The organism is Streptomyces sp. NPDC002386, assembly GCF_053593175.1.
The window spans coordinates 508,884-530,027 of the sequence record NZ_JBSFBX010000002.1; the positions used below are offsets into that span (position 1 = coordinate 508,884).

The 21,144-nt window shown below is 73.1% G+C and carries 20 protein-coding genes and 1 tRNA gene; 7 read left to right on the forward strand and 14 right to left on the reverse strand.

Annotated features, from left to right (window positions below; translation table 11 throughout):
• Window positions 1–37 precede the first annotated feature (37 nt).
• The 6 genes from efeB to ACWCPN_RS06480 form a co-directional block, all read right to left on the reverse strand.
• Window positions 38–1,336, reverse strand: a complete 1,299-nt coding sequence (gene efeB / locus ACWCPN_RS06455) for an iron uptake transporter deferrochelatase/peroxidase subunit (RefSeq protein WP_451202804.1) — start codon at window positions 1,334–1,336, stop codon at window positions 38–40.
• 8 nt (window positions 1,337–1,344) lie between these two features.
• A complete protein-coding gene (locus ACWCPN_RS06460; protein WP_451202807.1) occupies window positions 1,345–3,246 on the reverse strand; it encodes a copper resistance CopC/CopD family protein in 1,902 nt (633 codons plus the stop codon).
• Window positions 3,247–3,259: 13 nt separating this feature from the next.
• Complete coding sequence (locus ACWCPN_RS06465; protein WP_451202810.1) at window positions 3,260–3,733, reverse strand: copper chaperone PCu(A)C; 474 nt, start codon at window positions 3,731–3,733, stop codon at window positions 3,260–3,262.
• Complete coding sequence (locus tag ACWCPN_RS06470) at window positions 3,730–4,383, reverse strand: SCO family protein (protein WP_451202812.1); 654 nt, start codon at window positions 4,381–4,383, stop codon at window positions 3,730–3,732. Before ACWCPN_RS06470 ends, ACWCPN_RS06465 begins: the two co-directional genes overlap by 4 nt.
• Before the next feature lie 90 nt (window positions 4,384–4,473).
• Window positions 4,474–5,211: a YcnI family copper-binding membrane protein gene (locus ACWCPN_RS06475; RefSeq protein WP_451202814.1), complete on the reverse strand. Its 738-nt coding sequence runs from the start codon at window positions 5,209–5,211 to the stop codon at window positions 4,474–4,476.
• A gap of 177 nt (window positions 5,212–5,388) precedes the next feature.
• Window positions 5,389–6,219 (reverse strand): hypothetical protein, encoded by an 831-nt coding sequence (locus ACWCPN_RS06480; RefSeq protein WP_451202817.1) that lies wholly within the window; start codon window positions 6,217–6,219, stop codon window positions 5,389–5,391.
• Between the two features lie 241 nt (window positions 6,220–6,460).
• Here ACWCPN_RS06480 and ACWCPN_RS06485 point away from each other — a divergent pair, with 241 nt between their 5' ends.
• Both ACWCPN_RS06485 and ACWCPN_RS06490 read left to right on the forward strand, forming a co-directional pair.
• Window positions 6,461–6,907, forward strand: a complete 447-nt coding sequence (locus ACWCPN_RS06485) for an ATP-binding protein (protein WP_451202819.1) — start codon at window positions 6,461–6,463, stop codon at window positions 6,905–6,907.
• Window positions 6,908–6,959: 52 nt separating this feature from the next.
• The gene (locus ACWCPN_RS06490; RefSeq protein ID WP_451202822.1) at window positions 6,960–7,532 is read left to right on the forward strand and encodes a GNAT family N-acetyltransferase; all 573 of its coding nucleotides are present in this window, start codon (window positions 6,960–6,962) and stop codon (window positions 7,530–7,532) included.
• Window positions 7,533–7,613: 81 nt separating this feature from the next.
• Here ACWCPN_RS06490 and ACWCPN_RS06495 read toward each other — a convergent pair whose 3' ends face one another.
• Together ACWCPN_RS06495 and ACWCPN_RS06500 are read right to left on the reverse strand one after the other, a co-directional pair.
• Window positions 7,614–9,101, reverse strand: a complete 1,488-nt coding sequence (locus tag ACWCPN_RS06495; protein ID WP_451202825.1) for an aminopeptidase P family protein — start codon at window positions 9,099–9,101, stop codon at window positions 7,614–7,616.
• 193 nt (window positions 9,102–9,294) lie between these two features.
• Window positions 9,295–10,728 (reverse strand): PP2C family protein-serine/threonine phosphatase, encoded by a 1,434-nt coding sequence (locus ACWCPN_RS06500; protein ID WP_451202828.1) that lies wholly within the window; start codon window positions 10,726–10,728, stop codon window positions 9,295–9,297.
• Window positions 10,729–11,332: 604 nt separating this feature from the next.
• Here ACWCPN_RS06500 and ACWCPN_RS06505 point away from each other — a divergent pair.
• A complete protein-coding gene (locus ACWCPN_RS06505; RefSeq protein WP_451202830.1) occupies window positions 11,333–11,998 on the forward strand; it encodes a bifunctional DNA primase/polymerase in 666 nt (221 codons plus the stop codon).
• 55 nt (window positions 11,999–12,053) lie between these two features.
• Window positions 12,054–12,656, forward strand: coding sequence for a hypothetical protein (locus tag ACWCPN_RS06510; protein ID WP_451202833.1), 603 nt, complete (start codon window positions 12,054–12,056; stop codon window positions 12,654–12,656).
• Between the two features lie 244 nt (window positions 12,657–12,900).
• Here the strand turns inward: ACWCPN_RS06510 and ACWCPN_RS06515 are convergent, their stop codons facing one another.
• The 3 genes from ACWCPN_RS06515 to ACWCPN_RS06525 all read right to left on the reverse strand — a co-directional run bounded on the left by ACWCPN_RS06515 (window position 12,901) and on the right by ACWCPN_RS06525 (window position 15,675).
• On the reverse strand, window positions 12,901–13,866 hold the full coding sequence (locus ACWCPN_RS06515) for a DUF5926 family protein (protein WP_451202835.1): 966 nt from the start codon (window positions 13,864–13,866) through the stop codon (window positions 12,901–12,903).
• A 141-nt stretch (window positions 13,867–14,007) separates the two neighbouring features.
• Complete coding sequence (locus tag ACWCPN_RS06520; protein WP_451202838.1) at window positions 14,008–14,646, reverse strand: ATP-binding protein; 639 nt, start codon at window positions 14,644–14,646, stop codon at window positions 14,008–14,010.
• 201 nt (window positions 14,647–14,847) lie between these two features.
• A complete protein-coding gene (locus tag ACWCPN_RS06525; protein ID WP_199211171.1) occupies window positions 14,848–15,675 on the reverse strand; it encodes a glycerophosphodiester phosphodiesterase in 828 nt (275 codons plus the stop codon).
• A 329-nt stretch (window positions 15,676–16,004) separates the two neighbouring features.
• Here ACWCPN_RS06525 and ACWCPN_RS06530 point away from each other — a divergent pair, with 329 nt between their 5' ends.
• On the forward strand, window positions 16,005–17,501 hold the full coding sequence (locus ACWCPN_RS06530; protein WP_451202840.1) for a S1C family serine protease: 1,497 nt from the start codon (window positions 16,005–16,007) through the stop codon (window positions 17,499–17,501).
• 108 nt (window positions 17,502–17,609) lie between these two features.
• A tRNA-Ser gene (locus ACWCPN_RS06535) sits at window positions 17,610–17,696 on the forward strand.
• A gap of 81 nt (window positions 17,697–17,777) precedes the next feature.
• Here ACWCPN_RS06535 and ACWCPN_RS06540 read toward each other — a convergent pair.
• From ACWCPN_RS06540 to ACWCPN_RS06550, 3 genes are all read right to left on the reverse strand, one after another.
• Entirely contained in the window at window positions 17,778–18,185 is a 408-nt protein-coding gene (locus ACWCPN_RS06540) for a VOC family protein (RefSeq protein WP_451202842.1), read from the reverse strand.
• An 87-nt stretch (window positions 18,186–18,272) separates the two neighbouring features.
• Window positions 18,273–18,773: an N-acetyltransferase family protein gene (locus ACWCPN_RS06545; RefSeq protein WP_451202845.1), complete on the reverse strand. Its 501-nt coding sequence runs from the start codon at window positions 18,771–18,773 to the stop codon at window positions 18,273–18,275.
• Between the two features lie 56 nt (window positions 18,774–18,829).
• Entirely contained in the window at window positions 18,830–19,855 is a 1,026-nt protein-coding gene (locus tag ACWCPN_RS06550) for a helix-turn-helix domain-containing protein (protein WP_451202847.1), read from the reverse strand.
• A gap of 68 nt (window positions 19,856–19,923) precedes the next feature.
• On the opposite strand from ACWCPN_RS06550, the gene ACWCPN_RS06555 reads away from it, so the two are divergent.
• Window positions 19,924–21,141 carry an MFS transporter gene (locus ACWCPN_RS06555; RefSeq protein WP_451202850.1) on the forward strand — a complete coding sequence of 406 codons (1,218 nt, stop codon included), beginning with the start codon at window positions 19,924–19,926 and terminating at the stop codon, window positions 21,139–21,141.
• The last annotated feature ends 3 nt before the right edge of the window (window positions 21,142–21,144 follow it).

The following is a 21,144-nucleotide window of genomic DNA, read 5'->3' on the forward strand; positions in this document are numbered from 1 at the left end:
GGTTTGAAACCCCCAGGGGGTGGTCCTCCGGCCGGAATCACCCCTCCAGGAGCCGCTGTCCCACGTACTCTCCCTCGGCCGCGCCGCCGGGCACCGCGAACAGGCCGCTTGCCTCGTGCCGGATGAACCTCGACAGGGCGTCACCGCGGTCGAGCTTGCGCTGCACCGGTACGAAGCCGCGCAGCGGGTCCGCCTGCCAGCAGACGAAGAGCAGCCCGGCGTCCGGCGTGCCGTCCTGGTCGATGCCGTCGTGGTACGAGAACGGGCGCCGCAGCATGGCGGCGCCGCCGTTGCGGTCGGGCCGGGTGATCCGGGCGTGGGCGTTGACGGGCACGGCCGGCTCGCCCTTGGCGTCGGTCTTGTCCAGGTCCATCGGCGTCGTCTCGTCGCCCCCGGACAGCGGCGCCCCGGTGTCCTTGCGGCGCCCGATGACCGCTTCCTGGGCCGCGAGCGACAGCGTCTCCCAGTCGTCGAGGAGCATGCGGATCCGGCGGACGACGGCGTAGGAGCCGTTCGCCATCCAGGCGGGTTCCGCCGAGGCGGGCACGAAGATCCGCCGGTCGAAGTCGGCGTCGGCGGGCTTGGGATTCCGGGTGCCGTCGATCTGGCCCATGAGGTTGCGAGCCGTCATGGGGTGGGCGGTGGCACCGGGGCTGCGGTTGAAGCCGTTCATCTGCCAGCGGACGCGGGCCGCGTGACCGGCGTCCTTCTGGACGGCGCGCAGGGCGTGGAAGGCGACGAGGGCGTCGTCCGCGCCGATCTGCACCCACAGGTCGCCGTCGCTGCGCGCCTTGTCGAGCCGGTCGGAGGAGAAGTCGGGCAGCGGGTCCAGGGCCGCCGGCCGCTGCTTCTCCAGGCCGGTCCGCCCGAAGAAGCCGTGGCCGAAGCCGAAGGTGATCGTCAGCGAGGACGGCCCCGCGTCCCGGGCCACGCCGGTGTCGCCGTGGGGGGCCGTCTCACCCGCCATCAGCCGTGCGGCCGTCGCCGACCAGCGGCGCAGCAGGGCCGCCGCCTCCTTGCGGCCGGCCCCCGCCGCGAGGTCGAAGGCGACGAGGTGGCCGCGGGCCTGGAGTCCCTCGGTGATGCCGGGCTGATGTTTCCCGTGAAACATCGCCCGGCCGGCGCCCACCGAGGTCAACGGCGTGGCCTGGGCGGGGGCGGAGGCGTGTCCCACGGCCGCGCCGGCCGCGCCGAGCGCCAGTCCGGTGGCGCCGGCGGTGCCGAGCAGGGCGCGCCGGGAGACGCCACCGCGGTTCTCGGCGGTGCCGCCGTGGCCGCTCGGCTCGGGCGCCGGGGAGCCGGGCGTGCGGGTCTTGGTGGGGGACTGGTCGGGCATGGTGGGGTTCAGCCGATCTGCGCGTTCTTGGAGACGGTCACCTGGTCGATGTCGGAGGTCCGCACGGTCACGGCGACCTTCCAGTCGCCCGCCATGGGGATCTGCACTCCGCTCGCCGCCCAGTGTCCGGTGGTGATGTGGTCCGGGGTGACGGGGAGCGGACCGATCTTCCTGGCCGCGAGGGTGAGGGCGACCTTCACCTCGGGGACGTCGAAGGCGCGTCCGTTGGGCCGCTGGACGTAGACGTGCATCTCGTTGCCGCCCACGCGCGCGGGGTCGAAGTCGATCCGGACCAGGCCCTTGCCGTCGGTGCCGCCGGTGTCGAAGGGCATGTCCAGGGTGAGCGCGCCGGACGAGGACGACGAGGAGTCGGAGGAGGACGAGGAGGCCGCCCTGGCGTCCAGTTCGGTGCGGCCCGGCTCGGTCTGGGTGAGCCAGGTGGTGACGGCGAGCAGCACGACCGCGACACCGGCCTCGGCGAGTACCGAGCGGCGCAGTCCGAGGCGGTTCGGGTCGGCGTCCCGCTGCCGCTTCTGCCGGGCGGCGTCCACCGCGGCCCGCTGCCGGGCGAGCTGGGCGGCGCGCTCGCCGTCACCGGCGGCGGCCTTCTGGCCGGCGGAGGCGGGCGCGGAGACGGCTTCCTTCTCGGGCCGCTCGGTCCGTACGGCTTCGGTGGCCGGGTCCGCGAGCCGGCCCGTCCACCGCCGGGAGATCCAGGCGACCCCGACCAGCAGGGCCACCAGCGCGATCTTGACCAGCAGCAACTGCCCGTACCGGGTCTCGGTGAACGCCGACCAGGAGCCGAGCTGCCGCCAGGACTGGTAGGTGCCGGTGGCGACCAGGGTGAGGACGGAGGCGAAGGCGAGGCGGGAGAAGCGGTGGACGGCGGCGGCCTCGACCGGGGTGTCGGCGGGCGCCCGGTACAGGGCGACGAGCAGGGCGGTGAGACCGCCCAGCCAGGCGGCGACGGCCAGCAGGTGCAGCACGTCGACGGGCATGGCGACACCCGGCTGGAGTCCGGTGGAGGCGTGCTCGGCCATGGCCCAGCTCGCTGCGAGCCCGGCGGCCACGACCACTCCGCCGACGGTCAGCCCGAAGGTCAGGTCACGCTTCTCCTCGGCCTCCTCCCGCCGGTTGTAGGCGCCGAAGAGAACGGCGATGAACAGCGCGGCGGCGGCGAGCAGCAGCAGCCGCGAGACCAGTGCCGCGCCGGTCTTGGTCTGCAGCACCTGGCCGAGCAGGTCCAGGTCGAACACGTCGCCGAACCTGCCCGAGGACGTGTAGGAGCCGCGCAGGAGCAGCAGCCAGAGCGTGGCCGCGGTGAGCGTGAGCCAGCCGCCGACCACCAGCCGCTGCAGGGCCCGTACGCCCGAGCCGCGCTGCCAGCAGGCCAGCACGAAGGCGGCGCCGCCCGCCAGCACGATGAAGCCGGCGTAGGAGACGTACCGTCCCACGGAGTAGAGCCGGCCGACGGCGGTGTCGCCCGCCGTGGTGCCGACGCCGGAGACGACGGTCTGCGAGGGCGCTCCGATGGAGAAGGTGTAGGCACCGGCGACCGGGTGGCTGTCCGCCGAGACGACCTGGTAGCCGACCGTGTACGTGCCCTTGGCCAGGCCGCCCTTGAGTCTCACGGCGTAGGTGGTCCCGCTCACGTTGACCGGCGAGCCGACCTGGACCTTCGCGCCCTTGGGGTCGAGGACCTGCAGCGAGTCGTCGTTCATGGCCACCTTCTCGGAGAAGGTGAGCGACACCTGGGTGGGCGCCTTGTCGACCACCACCCCCTGCGCGGGGTCGCTGCCGGTCAGCGCGGCGTGCGCGGCGGCCGGACCGGCGCCCGCGAGCAGCGCGCCCGTGACGGCGATGAGCAGCAGCACCAGGGTGCGCAGGCGGGGGGTGATGGTCCGCGTCAAGGTGGTCCCTCCCTCAGTGTCCGGTCGACGGGTTGTACGTGGCGGACTTCACCGGCATCTCGACGGTGAGGGGCCCGGACTCGGCGAACGTGAGCTTCAGGGTCACGTGCTGGCCCTGCTTCGGCGCGCGCTTCAGCTCCTCGAACATCAGATGGTTGCCGCCGCTTCTGAAGACCAGCCGGCCGTGGGCGGGTATCGCGAAGGAGGTCTTCTCCCGCATGGCTCCGCCGACGGTGCTGTGCATGGTGACCCGGCCGGCGACCTCGCTGCTGACCGAGGTCAGCGCGTCCTTCGCGCCGCCCTGGTTGGTGATCGTCAGGAACCCGGCGGCCATGTCGGGGGAGACCGGCTGGGGCATGTACGGCGAACTCACGGACAGCTCGGCCTTCGAGGCGCCCGGGCCGTCATCCGGTCCGGATCCGGAGCCGCAGCCCGTGAGGGCCAGGGCGCCGGCGAGGGCGGCCGCGGGCAGGACGGCACGCCTCACGGCTTGGCTCCCTCGACGAGCTTGGGCAGGTCCTTGGTGTAGTCGTCGACGGTGGTGTCCTCGCCGTAGAGGACGTAGCCGCCGTCGGTCTTCGGGGAGAAGGCGATGACCTGGGTGCCGTGCACCGAGACGGCCTTGCCGTTCTTGTCCTTCGTCGTCGGCTCGATGGAGATGCCCAGCGAGCGGGCGCCGGCCTGGATGGTGGCGAAGTCGCCGGTCAGGCCGGTGAACCGGGGGTCGATGCCCTTGAGCCACTTGCCCAGCTCTGCGGGGGTGTCGCGGTCGGGGTCGGTGGTGACGAAGACGACCCTGAGGTCGTTCTGCTCGGCCTTGGGCAGTGCCTTCTTGGCGACGGCGATGTTGCTCATCGTCGTGGGGCAGATGTCGGGGCAGTGCGTGTAGCCGAAGTAGACCAGGGTCGGGTGGCCCTTGGTCTCGGCGCGCAGGTCGTACTTCTTGCCGTGCGTGTCGGTCAGGACCAGGTCCGGCTTCTCGAAGGGCCGGTCGAGGATGGTCGCGGCCTTGCCCGAGCCGGACTCCTCGGAGACCACGGAGACCGGTGACGCGTTGTCGTCACCGCTGCCGCAGGCGGAGAGGGTCAGGGAGGCGGCGGCGAGCAGCGCGGCCGCGGCGAACGTCTTCTTGCGCATAGAGAAATGTCCCAGATGTGAGAACTCCGGCGCGCACCGGGGGTCGTACGAAAGGGTCGCACGACCCCCGGTGCGCGTGCGGAAAGGTGATCAGGCGGTCCGGCGGCGGCCCGCGAGGACGCCGTAGGCCACACCCGCGGCACCGATGACGATGCCGACCACGCCGAGCACGCGCGCGGTGGTGTCGCTGCCGCTCTTCGAGTCCTCGTCGGCGGCGGCGGTCTGCCCGGTCTTGCCGTCGGTCTTGTCGTCGGTCTCGTCGGCGGCGGCCGAGGTGCCGTGGTGGTCGTCGGTGGCGGCGGACAGCTCCAGCACCGGGGCCGGGTTCTCGGGCTCGGCCTGGCCCTCCTGCGGCACCTCGATCCAGCGCACGACCTCCTTGTCGGAGTACGTCTGGACCGCCTTGAACACCAGCTGGTCGGTGTCCTCTGGCAGGGCGCCGACGGAGAGCGGGAACTTCTGGAAGTAGCCGGGCTCGACGCCCTTGCCGTCGGCGGTCCAGGTGACCTTGGTGACGGCCTCGTCGATCTTCTCCCCGTGCATGGTCAGCGGCTTGTCCAGCTTGGACTTGGTGACCTTCACGCTCCAGCCGGGCAGTGGCTGGGGCATGACCGAGGCCAGCGGGTGGTCGGCGGGGAAGTTCACCTCGAGCTTGGTCGTCGAGGCGTCGTCACGCTCGTTGGGGACCTTGAAGTCGACGACCGCGTAGCCGCCCTTGGCCGCGGTTCCTTCGGGCTGCACGCTGACGTGCGCGAAGGCGGGGCCGGACAGGGCGAGGACGGCCGAGCCCGCGACGGCGGTGGCGGCGGCGATACGAGAAGCCTTCATGGCAGGGAGCACTCCACTTCGGGTGGGTTCCGGTGGTGATCGGGAGTACGCGTGCGCGTGGCGGTGCCGTTCGCTGTGCCACTGGATGAGGTGCGCACGCGCGCGTGCCGCACGACGGCGGCCCCTCCCGTCCGGCTCGTCCGTTTCCGGCTCCGGTGCGGTGGTGCTCGCGTCGTGTCAGGCGGCGAGGAGGAACGCGGCGGCGGGCGGGCCGCGCCGGATCACCGTGTGCTGGAGTGCGGTGGCGCGCGGGGCGGGCGGTTCGTCGCGGGAGGCGCGGCGGGCGCCCGGGCGCGGTTCGGCCGCGGGCAGCAGCCCGGCGCACAGGGCGCGGGTCAGCGCCAGCGCAGCGCGCAGGGAACGCACGAGCGCCCCCTCCGTGACTCCGTGCGCCGACAGCTCGATCAGCCGCAGCACGGCCAGGTCGCCCCGGCGCAGCAGCCATCCGGTCACGACGGCCGCGAGGACGTGACCGAGGACCATCGGCACGGAGGGCAGCAGCGACGCCGGCGAGCCGCCGGAACCGGCGGCCATGTGGTGCATGGCCGGCATGGCGTCCGCGGGCTCGCCCGAGGAGTCGATGAGGTGCGCGTCGAGCAGGAGCCGGTAGGCGTGCCCGGGGGTGAGCGCCGACGCGCTGGACCCGCACAGCAGCCGGGCGGCCCGCTCGACGAGCACGCTGTCGTGGGACGGCGTGCTCATCGGGCCCATGGACATCGCGGCCGGTGTCCCGTGCTGGCCCAGGCCGAACAGCGTGTGCAGCACGGTCTGGCCGAGCGCGAGTAGTGCGGCGATGCCCGGCAGGGAGCGCGCCCGCCCGGCGAGCGGTGCCACGAGCAGCAGGGAGCCCAGGAACCCGGCGCCGAGCGTCCACAACGGCACGCTCGCGCAGGAGGCCAGTGTGTGCCCGGCCGCGGCCAGCACGACGCAGACCGCGGCGAACACCGCGGCCCGTGGCATCCGGAGCCCGGCTCCGGGGTGTGCCGTGCGGGGGTGGGGGGCAGTCATGGCGGGGTCATCATCGCACTGGACCCGCCCGTGCCCCACGGCAGGTCGCCGGATTCGGTCACGGCGCGACGCCGCCGACATGACCGGAAGATCCTCTTCCGCCGGAATCGGATCTTCCATGCGCCGTTTCCGTCCGGGGCGCGGCGTCCTTATGGGCGGCGTCACGCGAACCGTGTGCTTACGGCCGGGCACGCGCGGCAATAGGTAACGGTATGTCGAGCCGCGGCCAGGAGGCTGGAGCATGAGCATCTGGTGGTCACTCCAACTGCGTCGCGACGCCGCCAGCGTCCCGCTCGCCCGTCGGCTGCTCGTCGGCACGATGGAGACCGCGGGCGTCGACCCGGACGTCTCCTACGACCTGTCCGTCGCCCTCAGCGAGGCCTGTGCGAACGCCGTCGAGCACGGCGGGTACGGCGCGTCCGCGGGCTGCTCCGAGGCGTACCGGGTGACCGCCTACCTCGACGGCGAGAAGTGCCGTATCGAGGTGGCCGATTCGGGGCCGGGCTTCGCCCTGGCCCAGGACCCGCGGCCCGCGCGTTCGGACGCGGAGCACGGCCGCGGGCTGTGCCTGATCAGTGAACTCGCCGACCACGTGCACATCGGCGGCAAGCCGGGACGGGGCGGCACCGTGGTCAGCTTCGACAAGATCCTCAAGTGGAAGAAGGATCCGTCCCTGCTCACGGCGTGATCCTCACGGCGTGACCGGAGCCGGACCGGGCCCGCGCGGCTAGGGTGCGCGCATGCATGCCGATGACATGGGCACCGCGAAGATCGCCGGCGGAACGCTCCTGCGCCCGCTGGCCTCGGACGACGCTCCCGCGCTCGCCGCCGCATACACGCGAAACCGTGCGCATCTGGAGCCCTGGGAGCCGGTCAGGCCGGAGTCCTTCTTCACCCCCGAGGGCCAGGCGGAGCGCATCGACGGGCTGCTGCGGCAGTTCGCCGCCGGTGCGGTGGTGCCGTGGGTGTTCGAGGCCCCGGACGGCCGGATCGTCGGGGCGATCACCCTGACGGGCATCTCCCGCGGCCCCTTCTGCAGCTCCTACCTCGGGTACTGGGTCGCCGCCGACCAGCAGAACAAGGGGCTGGCCAGCGCCGCGGTGGAACAGGTCTGCCGGACCGCCCGGGACACGGTCGGGCTGCACCGGATCGAGGCGTCCACGCTGACCGGCAACACCGGCTCGCAGCGGGTGCTGGCGAAGTGCGGCTTCACGCCGATCGGCCTCGCTCCCCGCTATCTGCACATCAACGGCGCATGGCGGGACTGCCGGCTCTTCCAGCGCGTGCTCCACGACCACGCTCCCTCCGCGTGAGGGACTCCCCGGACCCGCCGCGACCGACGACGGCCGGACACCCCCGCGGGTGCCCGGCCGTCGTCGGTTCTGTGGGTGCGGTCAGCCCTTGAGGGACGCCATCCACGCCTCGACCTCGTCGGAGCGGCGCGGCAGGCCCGCCGAGAGGTTCCGGTTGCCGTCCTCGGTGACGAGGATGTCGTCCTCGATGCGGACGCCGATGCCCCGGTACTCCTCCGGGACCGTCAGGTCGTCGGCCTGGAAGTACAGGCCCGGCTCGACGGTGAGGACCATGCCCGGCTCCAGCGTGCCGTCCACGTAGGTCTCGGTGCGCGCGGCCGCGCAGTCGTGGACGTCCATGCCGAGCATGTGACCCGTGCCGTGCAGCGTCCAGCGGCGCTGCAGGCCCAGCTCCAGCACACGCTCGACCGGGCCCTCGACCAGGCCCCACTCGACGAGCCGCTCGGTGAGCACGCGCTGGGCGGCGTCGTGGAAGTCGCGGAACTTGGCGCCCGGCTTCACCGCCGCGATGCCGGCCTCCTGGGCCTCGTACACGGCGTCGTAGATCTTCTTCTGGATCTCGCTGTAGGCGCCGTTGACGGGCAGCGTGCGCGTGACGTCGGCGGTGTACAGCGTGTGCGTCTCCACACCGGCGTCCAGCAGGAGCAGGTCGCCGGAGCGCACCGGGCCGTCGTTGCGCACCCAGTGCAGCGTGCAGGCGTGCGGGCCGGACGCGCAGATGGAGCCGTAGCCGATGTCGTTGCCCTCCACGCGCGCGCGGAGGAAGAAGGTGCCCTCGATGTAGCGCTCGCTCGTCGCCTCGGCCTTGTCGAGGACCTTCACCACGTCCTCGAAGCCGCGGACCGTGGAGTCGACGGCCTTCTGCAGCTCGCCGACCTCGAACTCGTCCTTGACCAGCCGGGCCTCGGAGAGGAAGACGCGCAGCTCCTCGTCGCGCTCGGCGGTGACCTTGTCGGTCAGGGCGGCCTCGATGCCGGCGTCGTGGCCGCGCACGACGCGCACCGGGCCGGTGGCCTCGCGCAGCCGGTCGGCCAGCTCGCGCACGTCGGCGGCCGGGATGCCGTAGAGCGCCTCGGACTCGGTGAGCGAGTGGCGGCGGCCCACCCACAGCTCGCCCTGGCCGGACAGCCAGAACTCGCCGTTCTCGCGGTCGGAGCGGGGCAGGAGGTAGATCGTCTCCTTGTGCCCGCCGGCGGTGGGCTCCAGGACGAGGACACCGTCCTCGGTCTGGTTGCCGGTGAGGTAGGCGTACTCGACGGAGGCGCGGAAGGCGTACTCCGTGTCGTTCGAGCGGGTCTTCAGGTTGCCCGCGGGGACGACCAGGCGCTCCCCGGGGAAGCGCGCGGAGAGCGCGGCGCGGCGGCGCGCGGTCTCGGCGGCCTGCGGAACGGGCCGCAGATCACGCATCTCCGTGTCGGCCCACCCGGACTGCATGTTCTCGGCCAGCTCGTCGGAGACGCCCGGGTACAGGCCGTTCTTCCGCTGCTTGATGGGCTCCTCGGCCTCGGCTTCCGGACCCGCTGCGGTAGCAGCCTCGTCGGTGACAGCCGGGTTGAGCTCGTCGGCCACGTGATCCTCCTCGATACGCCATGTGATCTCCCCCGGGGCCCGCGACGCTCCTGCTTGTGGCCGAGCGGGGACCTCCATCATCGTACGGTCGCACCGGAGGCGGACCGTGGCCGGAACGGCTGTTATGGCCGGTCATGCCAGACGGTCCAAGGCCGGTCACGCCGGGTGGCGGGCGGTGCTCGGGTGGCGGTGCTCAGTCGAAGCGGGCGGCGAGCAGGACCACGTCCTCCGGGCTGTCCGCCGTGTCCAGGCCGTCCGGCAGCACGGTGCGCAGCACGTGGTCGGTGACCGCCTCGGGGTCGTGGCGCAGCCCCCGCGGGATGCTCGCGGCCGCCGCGTGCAGCCGGGCGAAGGCGCGGTCCATCGGGTCTCCGGTCCGGTGCAGCAGCCCGTCCGTGTAGAGCAGGACGGTGTCCCCCGCCTCGGCCTGGACCTCCACGCTGGGCGCCTCCCAGCAGGCGAGCATGCCGAGCGGCGCGGAGACGGAGGTCTCGGCGAACTCGGTGCGCCGTTCACCGATCAGCAGCGGCGGGCTGTGGCCGGCACCGGCCAGGGTGACCCGGCGCAGGGCCGGTTCACAGTAGGCGAACAGCGCGGTGGCCGAACGCGCCGGCTCGGTCAGCCGCAGCAGCAGCTCCAGGTCGGACAGCACGGCGACCGGGTCCTCGCCCTCCATCACGGCGTAGGCCCGCAGGGAGGCGCGCAGCCGGCCCATGGCGGCCACCGCGCTGGGCCCGGAGCCGGTGACCGAGCCGACGGAGAGGCCGAGGGCGGCGTCGGGCAGCGGCAGCGCGTCGTACCAGTCGCCCCCGCCGAGCGGGGAGGTGCGGTGCCGGGCGGCGAGCTGGACGCCGGCGACCCGGGGCAGCCGGGACGGGAGCAGCTCCTCGGTGATGGTGGCCATACGCGCGCGCGTGCGCTCCACTTCCAGCAGCCGGGCCAGGTGCTCCGAGGCGTGCCGGACGTAGAGGCCGGCCAGATGACGGCGGCGCTCGTCCGGCTCGGCGGGCTCGTCGTAGAGCCACACGGCGGCACCGAGGTGCCCGGCGGACCCGGTGGACAGCGGCAGGGCGTAGCTGGCGGCGTAGCCGAGGCGGGCGGCGACCTCCCGGTGACGGGGGTCCAGACCGTCCTCGGCGAAGAGGTCGGGGTGGGCGACCCCGTCGCGCGCGCCCGTGCCGCCGGCGTCGAGGAGGGTCCCGTGCGGCAGGGCGTCGCGCGGCACGGTCTCCAGATGGCCGAGATCGGCGCGGCCGAGACCGAGCCCGGCGGTGGTGCGGGGGCCGAGTCCGTCGGCGGGTTCCAGGGCGACCAGGCCGCGGCGGGCGCCGACCAGGGCGGAGCCGGCGCTCAGCAGCTCCTGGAGGGCGGGTTCGAGCGCGTTCGTCGCGGACAGGCGCTCGGTCAGCTCGTGGAGGGTCGTGAGGTCGGAGACCCAGCCGGCCAGCCGGTCCTGCAGCAGCGTCCCGGGGGCGGGGCCGGCGGGGGCGGGGGTGCTTCTGGGCGGAAGCGCGGCGTCCGGGGCATGGGCGGCGTCCGGGGCGGGGGGTGCGGGCGCGACAGTGTGTGCGGGAGTGGGAACCGTTGGATCGATTCCAGCCACTTTCGGAGGGTGGGGGGCGTTCATGGCGTCCGGCCTTCAGACCGGTGCGTAGTGCTCAGAAGCATCGCAAACCCCCATGTCATTCTGCGCCGCTAGCAGTGTCTCCACATGTACACGCACTCGTGAGGGGATGTCCAGCATTGTCCTGCGGGGATTCCTGGTGTCCATGGGTTTGAAGTGGCTTTCTCTCGAAACCCTTGCCTTACTGCCAAGTTGGCCTAAAACTGCCTCGGGTAACGGCTCTTTGCGGTCGACTGGCGTCGTTCCACGGAGCGTCACAACGGTCGTGATGGGTACGTACTCGATGAAGGCCAGGGGTGGTTGGGTGCCACCCGGAACCTGGCGCCGGACCCGGACGTCATAACCATCGACGGCCGAGCCCCATCCTCCCGTGGCGGAGGCGGAGAGAAACACGCGCGACGGCAAAACGCCATACTTCGCCACCCCCGCGCCGCGCCCGTGCTTCCGATGGACGCACTGAGGACGCGGCCGACGACCGACCCCAGGGGTCCCCCTGCCGTGCGCAGGGGTGTGATGCGCCAACAGGTACGCACAGTGCAGAGATCGACACATGGTGTGATGTGGTCCACGGTGTTGCCAGCGGTGCAACGGAAAGGAACGAGCGCTCATGCGCGAGATCCTCGGAAGGCGACGCAGGCTCCTGTCCAGGCGCGACGACGGGAGGCCTGAGCCGATCAGCGCGGCCCTGACCTTCGCGACGGAATGGCAGTGGCCGGTACTCCCGGGTGTGGCCCCGGACCCGCAGGGCCGGGCCCGCTGCGCCTGCCCGGACCCGGAGTGCACGGTGCCCGGCGCCCACCCCTTCGACCCCGGTCTGCTCGCGGCCACCACCGACGCGCGCATGGTGCGCTGGTGGTGGACCAACCGGCCGGGCGCGCCCATCGTCCTCGCCACCGGCGGTACGGCGCCCTGCGCGGTCAGCCTGCCGGCGGCCGCGGCGGCCCGCGCCCTCGACCTGCTCGACCGGCGGGGCATGCGCCTCGGTCCGGTGGTCGCCTCGCCCACCCGCTGGGCGGTGCTCGTCAAGCCGTACTCCATGGAACAGCTCGGCGAACTGCTCTACGCCAAGGACTTCGTGCCCGGATCCCTGCGTTTCCACGGGGAGGGCGGCTACATCGCCCTGCCGCCGTCCGAGACCGGTCAGGGCGCCGTCCGCTGGGAGCGTGCCCCGCTGCCCGGCTCGGCGTCGCCCTGGGTGCCCGACGTGGAGGCGGTGGTGGACGCCGTGGTCGACGCCCTCACTCGTACGGGTGTGAGCGCGCCCGAGTTGTAGGGATGTCCGGCGCGGACACGGCTTCCGCCCGTCCGCGGTCGTTATCTTCCGCTACATGCTGCGCATTTCTGGGGGTGACCGCACACGGTCGCCGCACCGCGGCGGGCCGGACTCCCGAAGGCTCCGTCTGCTCGCCCTGGCGGGCATCGTGGTGGCCGTGGTCGCCCTGCCGCTGGCGGTGGCGTCCACGGGACAGGTGGGCGACGCCGCGGCGCCCCGGCGTGCGGGCGGCCGGGAGGCCGCGGGCGGTGACGCGAAGATGCCCTCCGCGGCCCCCTCCCGCTCGCCCCGGCGGCTCGGCCTGGGGCTGGCCACCGCGGCCCGCTGCGGACCGGAGCTCTCCTCCTCGGACGGCGTCGAGGCGCAGACCTGTGTGCTGACCCAGGGGGAGGACACCTGGGCGCGCACCTACTACCGCAACGCCACCGGCGAGGCCATGGACCCCGTGCTGAGCATGATGGGACCGGGCGGCCGGACCGTGCAGATCCACTGCGCCGCCGGTTCCGACGACGAGCCCGCCACCTGTGAGACGCCCCGCGAGCACACCCGGGGCGCGCCGGACGCCTACACGGCCGTCACCGAGTTCGCCGTGCGCGGCTCCGACGAGCCGCTGCTGCTGCGCTCGGGGAGCAACTCCGAACTGACAGACGCCAGTTGACGCATCCCCGCGGTCTGTCCACCGGACGCGGACATGGAAAGGCCCGGTTGCTGGCGACGGGGGATGCACCAGCAACCGGGCTACTGGAACGGTAACAAGAGATCGGCGGTTCGCAAATTCGATCTCGGCTATTCGGACACCGATTCCACTGTCGTGCCGGGCAGTTGTGACAGGAGTCACCCGATGCCCGTTCGGCCGTCACGGCTGACCGGTCGGTCAGCCGTGGGGCGGGCGTCGCGGCACGTCAGCTGAGCGTGACCTGCCGGTTGGTGAGTCCACCGCGGGCCCGGCGCTCCTCGGGGGTGAGCGGCTCCCCGGACGCGAGGGCGGCGGCGAGCCGTTCGGCGAACTCGGCGGCCGGCTTCTCCACGTCCTCGGCCGTGACCCCGCTCGGCAGGTCCCACACCGGCACCGTGAGCCCGTGAGCACGGAAGGAGCCCACCAGCCGGGTGCCCTCGCCGAGGCTGGAGCGGCCCGCCGCGTGCAGCCGGGCGAGAGCGTCCAGAAGCTGCTCCTCCGGGTGCGGCATGACCCAGCGCAGGTGGTTCTTCTCCGGGGTCTCGCACCAGTACGCGGCGTCCACGCCGGACAGCTTCACGGTCGGGATGGCGGCGGCGTTGGCCCGCTCGAGGGAGGCGGTCACCTCCGGCGTGGCGTTCTCCGCGTCCGGCACCCAGAATTCGAAGCCGCTGTGCACGACCGGCTCGAACGGGCCTTCCGGGTCGAGCAGCTCCTGCAGCCTGGGGCCCTCGGCGGGCGCGCGGCGGCCCTCCACCGGGGAGCCCGGCGCCGCCTCGAGCGCGCGCCGGAGGGTGTCGGCGAGGTCGCGGCTGATGTCACCGGAGGGCGTGTCGTTCTGCAGGCCGATCAGGACCGAGCCGTCGTCGCGGCGCAGCGCGGGCCAGGCCATCGGCAGCACCGTGGCCAGCGTGACCGAGGGGACGCCCTCCGGCAGGCCGCCGGCGAGGGTCAGTTCGACGGTGGCGGCCGGCACCAGCTCGCGCAGCGCCACCCAGTCGCACTCGCCCGGCAGCCCCTCGAACGGGCGGCGCACCAGCTCGGTCACGGCGTGCGCGGCGGCCCGGCCGTGACACGCCTTGTAGCGTCGGCCGCTGCCGCAGGGGCAGGGCTCGCGGGCGCCGACCACCGGGATGTCCGCGTCTGCCTGCTGGGGGCGCTTGGCCTTCGTCTGGGGTCGCTTCTTGGCCATCGTGGGGTCTCCCGGTTACGGCTCGTCTGGTACGGGCGGGAGCCTAGCCGTTCGCGCCTTGACCCACGGGAACCTGTGGACAACGGACACGCGGGCGACGCCGTCGGCGTACGGCCGCGGCCCGCCCGACGGGCCCCGCCCTCAGCCCAGTTCGTCGAACGCGTCGGCGAAGTCCAGTTCGGCCATGGCCGGTACCGGGGACGCGGTGACGCGCGTAGCGAAACCCCCGTGCCGGCACCCGGCGTCCGGATCATGAACGTCCTCGTGGACCACGACCCAGACCGTCACCTCGCCCTGGATGTCGTCCCGGACGCCCCAGTCGTCGGCGAGTGCCGTGATGATGTTCAGCCCGCGGCCGCCGTGCGCGGTGACCGACGGAGTCGCCGGGGCGGGGCGGGTCGGACCGCCGCCGTCCGTCACCTCGACGATGAGCCGTCCGCGCACGTCCACCTTCCACGCGGCGCGCACCGCGCCGTCGCCGGCCTGGGCGTCCCCGAGCGGCCGCCCGTGTTTGCAGGCGTTGCTCAAGAGTTCGGAAAGGATCAGTACGGCGTCGTCGACGACCGACTCCGACACCCCGCCGCTGCGCAGTTGCGCCCGCATCCGGTGTCTCGCCTTCCCCACGCCCGCAGGGCCATGGGGAACGGCCATGCTCGACGACGTGGGCACCTCCTGTGCCACCACCAACGCCACCCCCGAGACCTCCTTCGCCCCACGCCACGGTGTGGATGCCCCAACGGCCTGTACCGGAAACCGGCCAGTCCTCTTCCGCTGACGCATTCGCAACGTCTGCACACATGACGAATACGCCGGAGCACTCCCCGTGACGGGACGGTCACTCTGTGGCTGGATTTCGTGGGTGTGGCCGAGAACGGAGGATGCTGCAGCCGTGCGGCCGGGGTCAAGAGTCGCGCACCGGTCCTTACCCGCCTTTCGTGTCCGGCGACGCGGCCGCGCCCGGAGGCCGGGGGGGCCTTCCGCTCAGCGGCCCAGCCGGGACAGCACCGCGCGCGGGCGGTTGGTGATGATGGCGTCGACGCCCAGTTCCACGCACAGATCGACGTCCGCCTGCTCGTTCACCGTCCAGACATGGACCTGGTGGCCGGCTCGTTTCAGCCGTTCCACATACGCCGGGTGGCTGCGCAGGATGCGGATCGAGGGGCCCGCGATGCGCACGCCCGCCGGGAGCCGCCCGTCCCGCAGCCGGGGCGAGACGAACTGCATCAGGTAGACCGCCGGCAGCGTCGGCGCGACCGCGTGCACCCGGTGCAGCGAGCGCGCCGAGAAGCTCATGACGCGGACCGGGGACTCGGCGGCCGAGGCCGGCGCGTCGAGCCCGAACCGTTTCAGCAGATGCAGCAGCCGCTCCTCCACCTGTCCCGCCCAGCGCGTGGGGTGCTTGGTCTCGATGGCCAGCTCCACCCGCCGCCCGGAGTCCGCGACCAGCTCGAGCAGCCGCTCCAGGGTGAGCACGGACGTGTCCGCCGGGTCCTCCGGCCGGTGCTCCCAGTCCGGCTCCTCGTCCCGCCCGCGCCAGTCCTCGCGGGTCTTCCAGGAGCCGAAGTCCAGGGCGGCGAGATCGGCCAGCTCCAGCGCGGACACGGCCCCGCGGCCGTTGGAGGTCCGGTTCACCCGGCGGTCGTGGACACAGACCAGATGACCGTCGGCGGTGAGCCGTACGTCGCACTCGAGGGCGTCCGCTCCGTCCTCGATCGCCTTCTTGTACGCGGCCAGGGTGTGCTCGGGCGCGTCCTCGGAGGCCCCCCGGTGGGCGACGACCTGGACGGTGTGGTGTGGTGCGTGGGTCACCGCGTCATGGTGCCACCGACGCGGGGTACCCGGGGGCGGCACCGGCCGGTCCGGGCGGTGAACGGTGGCGTCCGTTCTGGACCTCGGTCAAACTTTTGCGAGAAATATCCTATGTAAAGAGTGGCCCTGGACCCACAGCCACCGCTTATGGTGCTCTGACGGCCCATGGGAAAAGCTGACTGCATACAAGAGGACCACCGAAACATGCACAGCTGTCGCACCGGGCCCCTGCCGCACGGGCGACCGGCGTGCACGCCGCGACGAGCGTGCCTGAGCGTATGTGTCCGAGTGCGACCTGGAACAACAGCCGTGGATCGAGGAGAAGAGCTGTGAGCACCGAGAACGAGGGCAACGCGGTACCCCCGGCCCCGTCCGCACCTCCCGTGCCGGTGGCATCTCCCGCTGCTTCCCCGCAGGGCTCCGCGCCCGACGGGGGCGCGCCGACGACTCCGCTGCCGCCGGTGCCCCAGGGCACCCCGGGTGTCCCGGAGCAGTACCCGGCACCCGCGGCGCAGACCCCCGCGGGCCCGCCGCACGGGGCCCCCGGCCCCGCCCCTGACGCCCACCAGCCCTACGGCGCCCCCGGCGCCCCCGCAGCCGACGGCTCCTGGCCGCCGCCCGCCACCGCGCCCGCCTACGGCGACGGGGGCTCCGGCGGGGCGGCCGCGGCCTGGGGCTCGTCCTACCAGCAGCCCGCCCCCAAGCCCCGCAACGGGCGCGGCGGGCTGGTCGCCGCGGTCCTGGTGGCCGCGCTGGTCGCGGGCGGCCTGGGCGGCGGGATCGGCTACACCCTGGCCAAGGACAACGACGGTTCCGGCTCCACCACCGTCTCCGCCTCCGACGGCGCCTCCCAGATCAAGCGGGCCCCCGGCACCATCGCCAACGTGGCCTCCAAGGCACTGCCCAGCACGGTCACCATCGAGGCGGAGAGCACCAGCGGCGAGGGCGGCACGGGCACCGGGTTCGTCTTCGACACCCAGGGCCACATCGTCACCAACAACCACGTGGTGGCCGACGCGGTGAACGGCGGCAAGCTCTCCGCCACCTTCCCGGACGGCAGGAAGTACGACGCCGAGGTCGTCGGGCACGCCCAGGGGTACGACGTCGCCGTCATCAAGCTGAAGAACGCCCCCTCCGACCTCAAGCCGCTCGCCCTCGGCAACTCCGACCGGGTGGCCGTCGGCGACGAGACGATCGCCATCGGCGCCCCCTTCGGGCTGTCCAACACCGTCACCACGGGCATCATCAGCGCCAAGAACCGCCCGGTGGCCTCCAGCGACGGCAGCTCCTCCAGCAAGGCGTCGTACATGAGCGCCCTGCAGACCGACGCGTCGATCAACCCCGGCAACTCGGGCGGCCCGCTGCTGAACGCCTCCGGCGCGGTGATCGGCATCAACTCGGCGATCCAGTCCAGCAGCAGCGGCGGCTTCGGCTCCGGCCAGTCCGGCTCGATCGGCCTCGGCTTCGCGATCCCGATCAACCAGGCCAAGTACGTCGCCCAGCAGCTGATCAAGTCCGGCAAGCCGGTCTACGCGAAGATCGGCGCGTCCGTGTCCCTGGAGGACTCCACGGCCGGCGCGAAGATCACCGACCAGGGCGCGTCCGGCTCCGCCGCGGTCGAGACCGGCGGTCCGGCCGACAAGGCCGGTCTGAAGCCCGGCGACGTCATCACCAAGCTCGACGACCACGTGATCGACAGCGGGCCCACCCTGATCGGCGAGATCTGGACCCACAAGCCCGGCGACAAGGTCACGATCACCTACAAGCGCGGTGGCCAGGAGCGCACGGTGGACCTCACCCTGGGCTCCCGGGCGGGCGACAGCTGACGCTTCCGCGGGGGGTGCCGCGAGGGAACCGGCGGCACCCCGGTGTGCCCCCGCCCCCGCGGCGGCCCGGTACTGTGTACGCGCGCCGCCGATCACGGGCGGGCGCGGGGAGGTGTGCCCGAGCGGCCTAAGGGAACGGTCTTGAAAACCGTCGTGGCAGCGATGTCACCGTGGGTTCAAATCCCACCGCCTCCGCACGAGGAGCAGTGCGAACGGCCCCTGACCGGAGTCAACGGTCAGGGGCCGTCGTGCTGGGCGGGGCGGGGCGGGGCGGGCTCAGGGCAGGTTCAGCTGCCAGGAGACGCCGAAGCGGTCGTTGACCCAGCCGAACCTGCTGCTGAAGCCGTGGTCGCCCAGGGGCATGAGCGCGGTGCCCCGCTCGACGAGGGCCGCGTAGAGACGGTCGATCTCGGCCTCGTCCTCGCACTGCACGAAGAGGGAGACCGCGGGGGTGAAGGTGAAGCCGTGCGCCACGGGACTGTCGATGCACATGAACTGCCCGCCGGCCAGCGAGAACGTCGCGTGCCGCACCGTTCCCTCCTTGCCGGGGCCGTCGGCGCCGTAGCGGGTGACGGCGACGATCCGGGCGTCGTCGAAGAGCGAGGTGTAGAAGGTCATCGCCTCCTCCGCGTTCCCCTCGAACATCAGAAACGTGGTGATCTTCTGGGACGTCACGATCTCCATGGCGCTTGCTCCTTCGGCGCTGTCGGGTGGTCGACGCGTGGGCCACGCTAGCGCCGGGACCGGTGCGGGGCGGCGGTCCGCCACGGGTCATCCGCGGGCCGGTGCCAGGTCGTGGTACATGACGTGCAGGCCGACCGGGCCCAGCACCGGATGCCGGAACGCGCCGGGAACGGTGCCGATGACGGCGAACCCGAGATGTCCGTACAGCTTGAGCGCCGGTGCGTTGGAGGCCGCCACGGCGTTGAACTGCACGCCGGTGAATCCGTGGCCGCGGGCCCAGTCCAGCAGGTATCCGCCCAGCGCCCGGCCGACGCCCCGGCCGCGTGCCTCCGGCGCGACCATGAAGTTCCCGCCGGCGATGTGCGAACCGGGGCCCGGCCGGTTGGGATACATGTTGGAGGTGCCGATCACGCGCCGGTCCTCCACCGCCACCACGGTGTGCCCCGGCGGCGGTACCACCCACATCTCGCGCGCCTCGGCCTCGGTCTGGAGCGGGTCGTAGCAGAAGGTGTCCCCTTCGCGGATGATCTGTTCCATGAACGGCCAGGCCGACGGCCAGTCGCTTTCCTCGAACGTCCGGATCTCCATTCGCGCGAGGCTAGCCGTCGGCGGGTGCCCGTTGCATCGGATATCTCCGGGGCCGGTCATCGCCGGGCGGGGTCCGCTCCGACGCGTGTGACGGAGGGCCCGGCCGCTTCGGTGCCGGTGCCCGAGGCCTCCAGGAGCACCTCGCCGGCCGCCGTGCGCACGTACAGCACCGAGCGCCCGGCCCGGCGCCGTTCCACCAGGCCCGCGTCCCGCAGCACCCGCAGGTGCCGGCCGACCGAACCCAGGCCCTGGCCGGTCACGGCGACCAGCTGGGTCGTGCTCATGGGGGTGCCGAGCAGGGCCAGGAGCCCGGCGCGCGCGGTGCCGACGAGCGCGACGAGGCCGGCCGGGACGGGCCGGTGGGCGTGGTCCTCGGCGAGCACCCCGAGACACGGGTAGACGACGGCGTACCGCTCCCGTCCCTCCCACGACACCCAGCCGGTCCGCGGCGTCACCGGCATGAACAGCAGCTCGGCGCCGGCCGCGATCTCCCGCGGCGGATACGCGTTCAGGTTGACCTGGAAGCGGCTCTCCCCGAGCCACCGCGTCCCCGGGCGGAGCGAGTCCAGCACCGCCGCCCAGCCGCCCTGGCCGACCCGCGCCGTCCGCGCGGCCACGTCGGCCTCCAGCACCCGCCGCCTGCGCTGCCAGTGCGGTCGTACGGTCTCCTCCCACACGTACGTCAGCAGCGCGGCCGCCCGCTCGGGCAGGTCGTCGCGTTCCAGGGCGGCGGGCAGCGGGCCCCGCAGGGACACGCGGAGGTCGGCGCGCGCGTCCCCGGCCCGGGCCGACCGCACCCGGGACACGGTCCGCTCGAAGCTCTCCCCCACGCACGAGGTGGGGCAGAAGAAGTCGGCGATCCAGGACGTGCCGAGGGCGGCCCGCACGAGCGGCCCGGCCACCGGGTCGGCCGCCAGGCGTGCGCGGTAGCCGGGCAGGTGCGCGCGCAGCCAGGCCTCCTCGCCCGGATGGGCACCGGTCCCCGCGTGCAGCAGTCTCAGGCTCGCGAAGGTCTCGGCGAACGGCGAGAGCACGAACCGGCTGCGGGCGAGGGTGTCGGTGTCGATCTGCCACAAGCCCATCCGTACGACCTTTCGCGTGTCGGCGAAACAGTGAACACGGCCGCCCGGCCGCCCCGAGACTCTGCCGCATGCGCAGCTACCGGACCCTGTTCCGCACCCCGGAGTTCACCCCCTTCCTGCTCTCCTTCGCCGGCTCCGCCGCGGCCCAGACGATCGGTGCGCTGGCCCTCGGCACGCTGGTCTTCCGGGCCACGGGCTCCCCGCTCCTGTCGGCGCTGAGCATGTTCGGTCCACAGCTCGCGCAGCTGGCGGGGGCCACGTTCCTGCTCTCCGGCGCCGACCGGCTGCCCCCGCGCGCGATCCTGACCGGCCTCTCCCTCGCGTTCGCGGCCGGCACGGCGGTGCTGGCGCTGCCCGGTCTGCCGGTCCGGGCGGTCCTCGCGGTCGTCCTGCTGCAGGGCCTGGTCGCGTCGCTCGGCGGAGGGGTGCGCGGGGGACTGCTGAACGACATCCTGTCCAAGGACGGCTACGTCCTGGGGCGTTCGGTCTACAACATGCTCTGGGGCCTGACCCAGGTCGCCGGTTTCGCGACGGGCGGCGCGCTGCTGGCGCTCCTGTCCCCGCGGGCCTGCCTGCTCCTCGCGGCCGCGCTGTACCTGGTGTCGGCCCTCGTCAGCCGGCTGGGCCTCACCGCCCGTCCGCCGCGCTCCGCCGGCCGCCCGTCCTTCTCGGCGACCTGGCGCACCAACGCCCTGCTGTGGTCCTCCCGTTCCCGCCGCCTCACCTACCTGGGCCTGTGGGTCCCCAACGGCCTGGTGGTCGGCAGCGATTCGCTCTACGTCTCCTACGCCCCCGGCGCCGCCGGCACGCTGTACGCGTGCGGGGCGCTGGGCATGTTCCTGGGCGACATGGCGGTGGGCCGCCTGGTGCCGCCCGCGGCGCGGACCCGGCTCGCGACCCCGCTGCGGCTGCTGCTCGCGGTGCCCTACCTGTTCTTCGTGCTGCGGCCCGGGGTGGTGCTGTCGGCGGTGGCCGCCGCCGTCGCCTCCGTCGGCTTCGCCGCGAGCCTGGTCCTGCAGGAACGCCTGATGTCGCTCACCCCCGACGACCTGACCGGCCAGGCCCTCGGCCTGCACGCCACCGGCATGGCCGCCCTGCAGGGCGTCGGCGCCGCCCTCGCGGGCACGCTGGCCCAGCTGGCCTCCCCGGCCACGGCGATGACGCTGATGGCGGCCGGATCGGTCACCGTGACCGTGGTCCTCGCGGTGCTGGGCGGGCGGGAGGAGCGGCGGCCGGCCGTCTCCGCCGCTCCTCCCGAGGTCAGGTCGGAACCGGCCGCCCCCTAGGGA